This window comes from Protaetiibacter mangrovi (assembly GCF_024752305.1).
Taxonomy (GTDB): Bacteria; Actinomycetota; Actinomycetes; order Actinomycetales; family Microbacteriaceae; genus Homoserinibacter; species Homoserinibacter mangrovi.
The window spans coordinates 76,208-88,101 of record NZ_JANTHX010000004.1 but is presented as its reverse complement, the minus strand read 5'-3'; the positions used below and the strand labels follow the sequence as shown (position 1 = coordinate 88,101).

The 11,894-nt window shown below is 71.9% G+C and carries 11 protein-coding genes; 4 read left to right on the top strand and 7 right to left on the bottom strand.

Features of this window, described 5'->3' with window-relative positions:
- Positions 1–92: 92 nt before the first annotated feature.
- Together NUH29_RS02615 and NUH29_RS02610 are read left to right on the top strand one after the other, a co-directional pair.
- Positions 93–302: a DUF3073 domain-containing protein gene (locus tag NUH29_RS02615; protein WP_258797373.1), complete on the top strand. Its 210-nt coding sequence runs from the start codon at positions 93–95 to the stop codon at positions 300–302.
- Between the two features lie 235 nt (positions 303–537).
- On the top strand, positions 538–1,896 hold the full coding sequence (locus tag NUH29_RS02610) for an HYR domain-containing protein (protein ID WP_258797372.1): 1,359 nt from the start codon (positions 538–540) through the stop codon (positions 1,894–1,896).
- Positions 1,897–1,908: 12 nt separating this feature from the next.
- Here the strand turns inward: NUH29_RS02610 and NUH29_RS02605 are convergent, their stop codons facing one another.
- Positions 1,909–2,907 carry an SDR family NAD(P)-dependent oxidoreductase gene (locus tag NUH29_RS02605; RefSeq protein WP_258797371.1) on the bottom strand — a complete coding sequence of 333 codons (999 nt, stop codon included), beginning with the start codon at positions 2,905–2,907 and terminating at the stop codon, positions 1,909–1,911.
- A 59-nt stretch (positions 2,908–2,966) separates the two neighbouring features.
- Positions 2,967–4,097: a phosphoribosylformylglycinamidine cyclo-ligase gene (purM, locus tag NUH29_RS02600; protein ID WP_258797370.1), complete on the bottom strand. Its 1,131-nt coding sequence runs from the start codon at positions 4,095–4,097 to the stop codon at positions 2,967–2,969.
- A 72-nt stretch (positions 4,098–4,169) separates the two neighbouring features.
- Between purM and NUH29_RS02595 the strand changes: the two genes are divergently transcribed.
- Positions 4,170–4,967 (top strand): GntR family transcriptional regulator, encoded by a 798-nt coding sequence (locus NUH29_RS02595; protein WP_258797369.1) that lies wholly within the window; start codon positions 4,170–4,172, stop codon positions 4,965–4,967.
- Here NUH29_RS02595 and NUH29_RS02590 read toward each other — a convergent pair.
- The 4 genes from NUH29_RS02590 to NUH29_RS02575 form a co-directional block, all read right to left on the bottom strand.
- Positions 4,951–6,228: an MFS transporter gene (locus NUH29_RS02590; RefSeq protein ID WP_258797368.1), complete on the bottom strand. Its 1,278-nt coding sequence runs from the start codon at positions 6,226–6,228 to the stop codon at positions 4,951–4,953. The two genes, NUH29_RS02595 and NUH29_RS02590, sit on opposite strands and share 17 nt — an antisense overlap.
- Before the next feature lies 1 nt (position 6,229).
- Positions 6,230–7,327, bottom strand: coding sequence for a BMP family lipoprotein (locus tag NUH29_RS02585; RefSeq protein ID WP_258797367.1), 1,098 nt, complete (start codon positions 7,325–7,327; stop codon positions 6,230–6,232).
- Positions 7,328–7,401: 74 nt separating this feature from the next.
- Entirely contained in the window at positions 7,402–8,388 is a 987-nt protein-coding gene (gene add / locus NUH29_RS02580) for an adenosine deaminase (protein WP_258797366.1), read from the bottom strand.
- 1 nt (position 8,389) lies between these two features.
- Positions 8,390–9,154, bottom strand: coding sequence for a nucleoside phosphorylase (locus NUH29_RS02575; protein ID WP_258797365.1), 765 nt, complete (start codon positions 9,152–9,154; stop codon positions 8,390–8,392).
- A gap of 173 nt (positions 9,155–9,327) precedes the next feature.
- Between NUH29_RS02575 and purF the strand changes: the two genes are divergently transcribed.
- Entirely contained in the window at positions 9,328–10,785 is a 1,458-nt protein-coding gene (purF, locus tag NUH29_RS02570; protein ID WP_258797364.1) for an amidophosphoribosyltransferase, read from the top strand.
- Here purF and NUH29_RS02565 read toward each other — a convergent pair.
- Positions 10,778–11,794 carry a hypothetical protein gene (locus tag NUH29_RS02565; protein ID WP_258797362.1) on the bottom strand — a complete coding sequence of 339 codons (1,017 nt, stop codon included), beginning with the start codon at positions 11,792–11,794 and terminating at the stop codon, positions 10,778–10,780. The two genes, purF and NUH29_RS02565, sit on opposite strands and share 8 nt — an antisense overlap.
- Between the last annotated feature and the right edge of the window lie 100 nt (positions 11,795–11,894).

The following is an 11,894-nucleotide window of genomic DNA, read 5'->3' as shown; positions in this document are numbered from 1 at the left end:
GGCCGGTGGACAGGGTCCGAGCGCCGCTGCGTGATAGACTCCCCGGCAGTCTTTTATCGTCACATCGCCATCCTGGAATGAGGGGGTCACGCATGGGGCGCGGCCGTCAGAAGGCAAAGCACACCAAGGTCGCCCGGGAGCTGAAGTACTTCAGCCCGGACACCAACTACGGCGCGCTCGAGCGCGAACTCGGCGGCAACCCCCGCCTCGAAGAGGACCTCGACAAGTGGCCCGAGTACGCCGACACCTACGGTGACGACGACGGCGACGAGCTCGACGAAGGCGACGCCAAGACCGCCTGAGCGTGACCCGTTCGCGGGGCATTTCTCTCCCCAGCTCTGGGCTAGCCTGATGAGTCGGCAGTCGCGAGGGGGATGCAGGATGGCCGCGGGTTCTCATCGGCGCGCGCGCCGCGCGGTTCTGGCGGTGCTGGGTGCCGTGACGGCGGCCGCGACCTTGACCGCGTGCGACGGCAGCGGCCTCAACTCGGGGATCCTCTCCGCTCTCCGGCCCGCGCTGACCTGCAGCGATCTGAGGTTGACCACGCCCATCGGCATGACGGTCGGACCGGCGGTCGACGACGCGGGCGTCACGACGCTCATCCACGCCGAGGTCACCGATGCGGCGGGGAACCTCCTGCTGAAGACGGCGGAGGTCGACCAGATCACCACCACCGGCTCCGGGGCGGATGTGCTGGGCACCTACACCTCGACGCCGACCCTCAACCCGATCCTCGGAGGCGTCTACTACCGCGACGACGACCAGCCCGCAGACGCATACGAGGGCGAGGTCGCGCTCGCCGGGCATTGCGCCGGGCTGCCGATCGCCGCCTATGCGAACCTCGCCCCCGATCAGGGGCCGGAGCTGCGCACGACGCTCCCCGTGTTCGACGTGTACTTCCTGGAACCCATGACGGGCTTCGATGTCTCCGACCTGGAGCTCGGGGGCACCGCCGGACCGACCGGAGCCACGATCACCCCGCTGACGAACATCGAGTGGCGTGGAACCTACGGTGCCGACGGCTACGGAAGCGACTACACGGATCGGCTCGACCCGGTCGCGGTCGCGATCCGGAACCTGCGCCCGGGCAACGGAACCCAGTACGTGGTCGACTTCTACCGGGTCGCAGTGACGGGAGTCGCTCAGGACGGGACGGTGACCCTCCGCCTGCCCGCGGGCGCGGTGACCGGGAGCTGGGCGGGCGACGCCAACATCGCGACCGCGACGGTGACCGCCACGATCGACACCACGCCGCCGACCCTCGGCACCGTCGACGACCTGACCCGGCAGCTGACGCCCGGCGAGACCTCCGCGGCGATCACCTGGACCGGGCCGACCGCGAGCGATCTGCACGGGGTGGCTTCCGAGGGTTGCTCACCGGCGAGCGGCTCCGCTTTCGCCCCCGGCGACACCACCGTGACCTGCACGGCGACCGACGCCCTCGGCAACGGCGCCTCGATGAACTTCACCGTGCACGTGCTCGCCGCGCAGACGCCCAGCGTGCAGTTCACGGCCGACGCCCCCGGCGACCCGGACCAGGGCGATACCGCTACTTTCACGGTCACCGCGACCGACTACACGGGGACCACCGCCCCGCTCGCGGCAACCGACTACACGGTCACCTCGAGCATCGCCTCCGACGTGATCACGACCGCCGACGGCGCGTTCTCGGTCTCGTTCCCGCACGCGAGCCCGCACACCCTCACCGTCACGCAGACCTCGACCGGTGCGACGGCGCAGTTGGTCGTCGAGGTCACCCCCGCCCCCGTCGCGACCGCAGCACTGCCCCAGACGGGCAGCGATGCGGCACCGACGTTCGGCGTCGGAGTCCTCCTGCTGCTGCTCGGGGGACTCGCCCTCGCGGCGCACCTCGGGCGCCGCCGCGGCATGCGCTGAGCGGCCCGGTCGTCAGCCGGGGAAGTACTCGGTGATCCCGGTCGCGGCGAGGCTCTCGTCCCACAGCAGTGCCTCGGCATCCGGGTCGCGCTCGGGCGGCAGCAGCACCGCAGGGCCGGGGAGACCGCGGCCGGCGGGTCCGTAGAACTCGCCGCTCCGAGCGGTCGGCTCGACGCTCGCCCGCAGGATGCCGAGCGTGCCGTCCTCGACGGACTGCGCGACGCGCAGGGTGCGGCGCAGGATCATCCGGTCGAGCAGGCGGGTGCCGCCCGCCGCCGCAGTCTTGGCCTGCAGCCCGGAGTTCGTCGGACCGGGGTGGGCGCACAGGATCCGGATGCCGCGCTCCGCGTCGGCCGCCGACATCCGCTGCTCGAGCGCGTACGTGAACAGCAGGTTCGCGAGTTTCGACTGCTGGTAGCGCCGCCACTTGGCCGCGCCCGGGAAGTCGTCGCCTCCGAGGTGCCCGCCCTCGGGCCGCAGGTAGGCGGCCTGCAGCGGCGCACCCCGGCGCGCACCGCTCGTGTGGTTGACGACCCGCGCCTCGCCGCGGGCGTCCGCCGCCCCACGCAGCAGCGGCCAGGCGAGCGAGGTCAGCAGGAAGTGGCTCAGATGGTTGGTCTGCATCTGCACGTCGAACCCGTCGACGGTCGCCTCGTCCGGCAATGCCATGACGCCTGCGTTGTTGGCCAGCACGTCGAGGCCGTCCGGGCAGGCGGCGGCGAGGCGCTCGCCGGCCGCGCGGACCGCCGCGAAGCTGCCGAGGTCTCCGTCGACCGACACAACCTCGATGCCCGCCGCCCGGAGATCCTCGGCGGCGGCGTCTGCGCGCGCAGACGGACGGTTCACGGCGACGATGCGCGCCCCCAGCTCGCCGCAGGTGCGGGCGAGCACCCGCCCGGTGCCGCTCGTGCACCCGGTGACGGCCACCGTGCGGCCGTCGAGGCGGGGCAGTGTCGCGACGAGGTCGGCGTAGTGCGCGGGCGCTGGCGCGGGCTCGCTCGGGATCGACATCCGTTCCTCCAGGTCCGGCCCCGGTGCGGCCTCACTCGGGGCGGCCGCCCGGTGCGGCGTCAGTCAGCGTAGTCCCCGACGAGCTTCACGGCGCCGCCGTCGACGCCCTTCGCACCCTGCTCGAACCCGGCGAGGTCGTGGGATGCGGTGGAGACGCGGCCGGCGACCCAGGCGGGCAGGCCCGCGGCCTCGAGCGCGCGGGTGACGGAGCTGGCGGCATCCGAGGCGACGATCGCGAAGAAGCCGACCCCGAGGTTCCAGGTGGACTCCGTGTCGCCGAGGCTCAGCCCGCCCCAGGCGGCGAGCGTGCGGAACACCGGCTGGGGGCTCCAGGTGGAGCGGTCGAGCTCGACCCACGCGCCCTTCGGGAGCACGCGCGCGAGGTTCGCCGCGATGCCGCCGCCCGTCACGTGGCTGAGGGCGTGGACGGCGCCCGGGAGCTCGTCGATCACCCGCAGCAGGGGCGCGGTGTAGAGCCGGGTGGGCTCGAGCAGCACCTCGCCGACCACGCCGCCGAGCTCGTCCGCGTGGTCGGTGTAGCCGAGCCCGCGCCGGTCGAGGATGTGCCGCACGAGCGAGAAGCCGTTCGAGTGCAGGCCCGAGCTCGCGATCGCGACCACCACGTCGCCGTGCTGCACGCGCTCCGGGCCGAGCACCGCATCCGCCTCGACCACGCCGACCGCGGCGCCCGCGATGTCGTAGTCGTCGGGCGCCATGAGGCCGGGGTGCTCGGCGGTCTCGCCGCCGACGAGCGCCGTGCCGGTGGCCTCGCAGGCGCGCGCCACGCCCGCGACGAGGGTCGCGATGCGCTCGGGGTGCACCTTGCCGGTCGCGATGTAGTCGGTCATGAAGAGGGGCTTGGCGCCCACCACGACGATGTCGTCGACCACCATCGCCACGAGGTCCTGGCCGATCGTGTCGTGCTTGTCGACGGCGAGCGCGAGGGCGATCTTGGTGCCGACGCCGTCGGTGCTCGTCGCGAGCAGCGGGCGGCGGTAGCCGACGAGAGCGGATGCGTCGAACAGCCCCGCGAAGCCGCCCACCCCGCCCAGCACCTCGGGCCCGTGCGTGCGGGCGACGGAGGCCTTCATGAGCTCGACCGCGCGATCGCCCGCCGCGGTGTCGACGCCGGCGGCCGCGTAGCTCGCGTCGCCGTGGCCGGAATCGGATGCGGGGGGAGCGCTCGTCACCCGCCCAGCGTACCGGGGCCGATGGGCCCGCCCGACGGGGTTCCGCCGGATGTCCGACGTTATACTCGAGACGTGTCGACCGCCGATGCCGAGGCCTATCTCGCCGAGCCGCTGCTCACGTCGCCGGGCCAGCCGTTGCGGGTGGCCGTCTACAGCCGGATCTCCCGTGGCATCCGCGCCGGGGTGCTGCGCACGGGGACGCTGCTCCCGCGCGAGACCGAGATCGGTACGGCCCTGGGCGTCAGCCGCACGGTCGTGCGCGAGGCCCTGATGCTGCTGGAGGAGGACGGTCTCATCGTGACCCGGCGGGGCATCGGTCGATTCGTCGCCGACAGCCTGCCGCCGGAGGAGGGTGGGCTGCTGCCTCTCGAGCACCTGTTCGCGGACGAGGGCGTCGACGCCCGGGTGCGACGGCTCGAGCTCAGCTCGCAGGGGGCCACCGATTTCGTGACCGACCTCATCGGGCTCGCCCCCGACTCGGAGATGTGGTTCCGCGAGTGCGTCGTCGCCAGCGGCGACCGACCGGTGGCCCTCGTGCAGGAGTACCTGCCGGGCGACGCCGGGCTTCGGCGCGCGGATCCCGCGCTCGCCCGCGAGTTCGCCGCCGCAGCGGACGACGACGCGACGCTGCTGGCCTCCCTCACGCGCCGCGCCGGGGTCGAGTTCGAGTCGCTCGGCTGCCAGATCGCCGCGACCCTCGCCGGCCAGACCCGCGCCCGCCACCTCGACATCGAACCGGGCGACCCGCTGCTCGTGCTGACCCAGTGGGCATCGGTGGGCGGCGAACCGGTCTACGTCGTCAAGTGCGCGATCCCCGCCACGTTCGGCCATCTCGTGGTGGACGGCTGGAGCCTCACGCGCGTGCGCTGAGGCGTCCGTACAGGGCACGATCGACGGCCCCGACGACCAGCACGGCGCCCGCGAGCGCGGCGGCGAGGACGAAGCCGGCCGTGGCGCCGAGGCCCCCCGCGAGCGCCCCACCGGCCGCGCTCGCGAGCGCCTGGCCGACGACCAGGGCGCTCTGCAGGGTGGTCAGCACGGTCGTCGAACGCCCGGCGGGCGCGGCGAGGGCACCGAGGCTGAAGATGCCGACGAGAGTGGCGCCCACACCGACCCCCGCCAGGGCGAGCACCGCTGCGAGCGCGGGCGCGCTTCCCACGAGCAGCAGCCCCGCGCAGGCGGCGAGCGCGACGGTGCCGAATGCGAGCCACCGGGTGCGCAGATCGAAGCCGCGCGGGATGAGCGCCGTGCCGAGTGCGATGACGATCGCCCCGAGGCTCATGGCGCCGTAGACCACGCCGGCGTAGTCGGCGTGGTCGCGCTCGGCCATGAACGCCGTCACGGCCGTGAGCAGGGCGCCGAACACCGCGCCGACCAGCAGCGCCCCCACGATGAGTACGCGCACCTCGCCGGGGAAGGATCGCCGGAACGGCACAGCGGAGCGGCCCGCCTCGGCATCCGCCGAGTCGGCAGCGGATGCGGCCGTCGGGTGCAGTGCGAACGGCAGCACGACCGCCACCGTCAGCAGCATCGACAGCACGAGCGGGGCCCACGGTGCCACGGCCGCCGTCAGCAGTCCGACGAGCACCGGGCCGAGCACGAACGAGGCCTCGTCTGCGGCGGACTCGTAACTCATCACGAGCGAGAGCGACCGCGCACGACGCGCCTCGGTCGCCGCCGCCCCGCTCAGGCCCACCAACCGCGAGCGCGAGAACGGCGCGACCTGCGGAGTCGTCCCGCCGAGCGCCGCGGCCACGAGCGCCACCACCCCGAGCGGCGCGGATGCCGCGACCAGCAACAAGGAGACGGCGGCGAGGATGCTCGCGGCGCCGCCCAGGCAGATCACCCGTCGCTGGCCGATCCGGTCGGCCAGCGCACCCGACAGCGGTCCGCAGATCGCCGTGCCGATGCCCGCCGCCGCGGCGACGACCCCCGCCTCCGCGACGGAGCCGCGGGCGGCGACGACGAGCGTCAGCACGCCGACGATCATCATCGCGAACGGCAACCGCCCGACGAACGCGAGCGGGAAGTATCCGAGGCCGGTCAGACGGGCGAGGCTCCGCGCATCCGCACGGAGCCCGCCCGCCTCGGCCTCCCTGCCCGAGGACGTGGGCGGGGCGGCCTCCGTCATCTCAGACGCGCGGCGACGAGGGGGAGTCGACCGTGAACGCGCCGGAGATGATGTCGGCCTGCAATTGCGCGACCTCGTCGAGCAGCGACGCGGGCAGCTTCGCCTCCCAGTCGTGCGTGGGCGCGATGCCCACCCCGCCGTTCTCGAGCGTTCCCACGTACGGGGTGTTGTCGAACTCGCCGTCGGCGGCGGCGATCGTGACCTCGTGGGCCGCGAGCGTGAGGTTCTTCAGCACCGAGGTCAGGAAGTAGGCGCCGTCCTCGGGGCTGCGGTCGTACACGTCGGAGTTGACGCCCACGATGGCGCCCTCCACGCCGCGGTCCTTGAAGGCCTCCACCGACGACATGTAGAGGGTGCCGGCCACCGGCATGATGATGTCGGCCCCCTGGTCGATGAGGCCGGCGGTGATCGTCTTCGCGCCGAGCTGGTCGTCGAACGAGCCGACGAAGGTGCCGTTCTGGCTCGCCTTGTCCCACCCGATGAGGGTCACCGAGGTGCCGTGCTTCTCGTTGTAGAAGGCGATGCCGTCGGCGAAGCCGTCCATGAAGATCGTCACCGAGGGGAACGGCATGCCGCCGTAGGTGCCGACCGTGCCGGTCGAGGTGGCACCCGCGGCCAGGTACCCGGCGAGCACGGCCGCCTGAGCGGTGTCGAAGAGCACGGGCTTCACGTTGTCGAGCTCGATGGTCTGGAAGTCGTCGTCGGTCACCGTGCTGTCGATGAGTGCGTACTCGACGTCGGGGTTCTCGCGTGCCGAGTCCCGGGTCGCGTTCGCGAGCGCGAAGCCGACGGTGACGATCAGGTCGCAGTCGAGGTCGACGAGGCTCGCGACGTTGCTCGTGTACTGGTCTTCGGCCGAGGACTCGGCGGTCTTGACGTCGGCGCCGAGCTCGTCGGCCGCCTGCTTGACGCCGTTGTAGCTGAGCTCGTTGAAGTCGCCGTCGTCGAAGCCGGTGAGGTCGGATGCCGCGCAGGGCAGGAAGTCGGTCGTCGTCGCGGAGTCGTCGGGGGCCTCGGGAGCGGTGCCGCATCCCGTGAGGGCGAGAGCCGTCACGGCGAGCGCGGCGAGGGCACCGGTGAGTGTCGTGCGTCGTTGCATGGGGTACTCCGTTGCTGTTGCTGTGGATGTCGGGTGTTGAGTTGTCGGGGTGCGGCCGGGCCGTCCCGGGTGGATCACGGGGATCCGGTCTCGGCCGCCAGGCGGTCGAGGAGTTCGCGTCGCTCGGAGTCCGAGAGGAACGCCGCGTCGATGCTCGTGCGATCGAGGGCGCGGAGCGCATCGGGCGTCCAGCCGAGCACCTCGACGAGCACGGTGCGCTCGTGGGCGAGGTCGGCTCCGGTCTGCACCGGGTTGTCGTCGCCGAGCACGGTGCGCACTCCCGCGTCGCGGAAGCGCGGCGCGGGATGCGCCGCGAGCTCGGCGATCGCGCCCGTGTACCGGTTCGACGTCGGGCAGATCTCGACGACCACCCCGGCGTCGGCCGCCCAGGTGAGCACCTCCGGGTCGTCGACGATGTGTGCGCCGTGCCCGATGCGGGCGGCGCCCAGCAGCTCGACCGCCTGCCGTGCCGCCCGGGCTCCCGCCGCCTCCGCCGCGTGGCAGGTGAGCCCGAGTCCCGCGGCGCGCGCGATGGCGAAGCTCGAACGATACGGCTCGAGGCGGGGGAAGAGCAGCTCGTCGCCAGCGAGGTCGAAGCCGACGACGCCATCGCCCGCGAGCTGTGCCGCGACCCGAGCCATCTCGTCGTTCGTCGCCGCGTCGTGATGGCGCAGGGCGGCGATCACGAGGCCGCTCGGCATGCCGGTCGAACGGCTCGCGTCGCGCATCCCGCGTACCGCGGCACGCACCACCTCGCGCGCATCGCGGTCGCGGTCGACGTGGGTGGCCGGCCCGAAGCGCAGCTCGAGGTAGTCACCGCCTGCGGCCGCCGCGTCCTCGACCGCCTCGCGCGCGATCCGCTCGATCGCCTCGAGACGCGCGAAGAGCGGATAGCTCGCCGCGACCTTCTGCAGGTAGACCGTGAGGTCGCCCGGGCCGTCGAGCCGCAGGGCGGCATCCCACCCCTCGGGAGGATCGGGGAGACCGGCCGCACGCGCCAGCTCGGAGGCGGTGTCGGGGCGCACCCGACCCTCGAGATGGCTGTGCAGGTCGACGAGCACGTCAGAGCTCCAGGCGCACCGCGGTCTCGAGCGCGGCCTCGATGCTGCGCATCCACCCCTCCTTGAGGGCGGGCTTGATGTCGCCGTAGAGGCTCGTGCCGTCGAAGAGGTTGCTCGAGGTCGAGCAGATCATGCCGGCGCGCACGCCGCGCAGGCGCGCGACCACGTAGAGGGCGGCGCTCTCCATCTCGACGTTGAGCACGCCGATCCGATTGAGCTCGGCGATCCACTCCGGCGTCTCGGCGTAGAAGGCGTCGTCGCTCGCGTTGATGCCCGAGTGCACGCGCGTCTCGGTGCCGTCGACGAGCTCCTGCGCGACGCTCGCGAGCGAGCGGGTGATCTCGAGGTCGGGAACCGCGGGGAAACCCGGATGCACGTAGGCGGCGGTCGTGCCGTCGTTGCGCAGCGCGCCCTCCGACACCAGCAGGTCGCCCGGGCGCACACCCGCCTGGAGGCCGGCGGAGGAGCCGACGCGGATGAACGAGGTGACACCGACGCGCACGAGCTCTTCGACCGCGATCGCGGTGGACGGGCATCCCATCCCCGTCGAGGTGGCGGTGATGCGCCGGCCCTTGTAGAGGCCGGTCATGGTGAGGTGCTCGCGCTGGTGGGCGACGGTCTGCACCTCGCTCAGGAACTCGGCGACGAGCGGCACCCGGAACGGGTCGCCCGGCAGCAGGGCCACCGTCGACACCTCACCCGGCGCGACGCCGATGTGGTACTGCCTCTCGCCGACTCCTGCGCTGTTCTTGTCGACCGCTGCCATCCGGGAACTCCTTTGTCCGACCTACGCGTAGGATATTATACCTCTTGCCCTTTCGCGCAACTCCGGCCCGGGCGGGGCCCGCGGAGCACCCGGACGGCATGCGGCATCCGTGTGGGAGGATGGGGCGTACTCATCCGGTGCGCGCCCCACGAACCCCAGGAGCAGCCCGCAGCATGTGCGGCATCGTCGGCATCGTCTCATCGAGCCCCGTCAACCAGCAGGTCTACGACAGCCTGTCCCTCCTGCAGCACCGCGGCCAGGACTCCACGGGCATCGCGACCTCCGAGGGCTCGATCATCCACATGTTCAAGGCCAAGGGGCAGGTGCGCGAGGCGTACCGCACGCGCGACATGCGCAGCCTCCTCGGCACCATGGGCCTCGGGCACGTGCGCTACGCGACGCGCGGCGACGCGTCGAAGGAGCAGGAGGCGCAGCCGTTCTACGTGAACGCGCCCTACGGCATCGTGCTCGTGCACAACGGCAACCTCACCAACACCCGAGAGCTCACCGAGGAGCTCTTCCACACCGACCGCCGGCACCTCAACACCAACTCCGACACGGAGCTGCTGGTGAACGTGCTCGCCAACGAGCTGCAGTCGCAGATCCGCGGCACCGACCTCGACCCCGACCAGGTGTTCGACGCCATCGAGACGCTGCACGAACGCGTCGAGGGCTCGTACGCGGCGATCGCGCTCATCGCCGGCCAGGGGCTGCTCGCGTTCCGCGACCCGTTCGGCATCCGTCCGCTCATCCTGGGCCGGCGCTCCGCGGGGCTGGTCGGCGAGGAGTGGGTCGTCGCGTCGGAGTCTCTCGTGCTCGAGCACGGCGGCTACGAGGTGGTGCGGGATGTCGCACCCGGCGAGGCGATCTTCATCACCCGGTCGGGGGAGATGTTCGCGCGGCAGTGCGCGAAGAATCCGCGCCTCATCCCGTGCTCGTTCGAGTACGTCTACCTCGCGCGCCCCGACTCGATCATGAACGGCATCTCGGTGTACGACGCGCGACTGCGGCTCGGCGACCGCCTCGCCGACACGATCGCGCAGTACACCCCGTCGGGTGCGATCGACGTCGTCATGCCGATCCCCGACTCGTCGCGCCCCGCCGCGATGCAGGTGGCCCGCAAGCTCGGCATCGAGTACCGCGAGGGCTTCTACAAGAACCGTTACGTCGGTCGCACCTTCATCATGCCCGGGCAGGAGCAGCGCACGAAGAGCGTCAAGCAGAAGCTCAACGCGATGAGCTCCGAGTTCCGCGGCAAGAACGTGCTCATCGTCGACGACTCGATCGTGCGCGGCACCACCTCGAAGGAGATCGTCGACATGGCGCGGATCGCCGGCGCCAACTCGGTGACCTTCACCTCGGCGGCGCCGCCGGTGCGGTATCCGCACGTGTACGGCATCAACATGCCCACCCGTCGCGAGCTCATCGCATCCGGGCGCAAGATCCCCGAGATCGCGACCGCCCTCGGCGCCGACTACCTCATCTACCAGGAGGTCGAGGACATGAAGTCGGCGATCCTCGAGGGCTCGACGATCACCGACCTCGAGATGAGCTGCTTCACGGGCGAGTACGTCACCGGCACGGTGACGCCCGAATACCTCGACTGGGTCGAGGCGAACCAGCTCAGCTGAGAGGCGTCGGTCCGGGGCGACCGAAGTACTCGAGAGCGCCGTACGGGAAGACCGCACGCGGATACTGCCACCAGCTGCCGTCATCGGCCGCGCGAAGCTCGACGAGCGCAGGAAGCACGTTCACCCGGTCGAAGAAGGCGTAATCGGTCTTCCCCGACTCCAGCCCCTCCGCATAGACCAATCCGTCCTCGTCGAAGCGAGCGTGCGTCTCCCTCCCCACGAGGGGCCTCCACGCATCCAGGGTGTTCATGATGGGCACGCACCTGACCGCGACGAAGCCCGCGGCGACGAGTCCGACCAGCGGCAGCCCCCCGACGACCATCCCCAACGCGATCGCCGCGGCGATCGCCTGCGGGACCCACCATTCGGGGCGCGCGATGTTGCGCAGCACGGCACGGCGCACGGTGGTCCGCGCGTATCGGGAGTCGGTGACGAAATGATGGGTGAACTCCGTCGCGGGGATCTGCACCGGGGGCACCCGACCGATCCGCCCGGCCACCAGATTCTGCGCCGGTCGCGAGAAGAGCTCGACGGGGACGATGAAGGGCATGCCTAGCTGTCGGAAGACGACGACGAATCCCCGGACCTCGACGATGCGTCGGATCGCCGCGTACGGGAGCAGGTGCTCCTCCATCGGCCCCCACAGCACGAGATGGCTGTGGTCGTAGCTGGCCGTGAGACGGGCGCCGGACGGGTAGCGCAGTCGACTGACCCTCCGCTCGCGCGCCATCGTCGTCAGGAGGCCCGCGAACGGCTCGCAGAGCAGGACGACCGCCAGGAAGCACGGCACCAGCGTCGCCCAGCTGCCCGCCAGCCGAACCGCGAAGCCGACGATGACGACGGCGAGCAGCAGGCGGATCGGGAGCGCGACCAGAATCGAGGACGCGGCGTAGCGCACGCGCCATCGCACCCGGCGGCGCTCGTAGCCGGGGTCGACCACCCACTCCAGATGGATGGGTCTCGCGGCGGCGACGGGGTCCGCGTCGGCTGCTCCTGCTCCGGCGCTCACCTCTGGACGCTAACCGTGACCCGCGGGGCCTCGACAGTCTCTCGAACGGGGGACGGGACGGATTCGTCGACCATCGGTCTCGAGAGGAGCCGGCCGACGG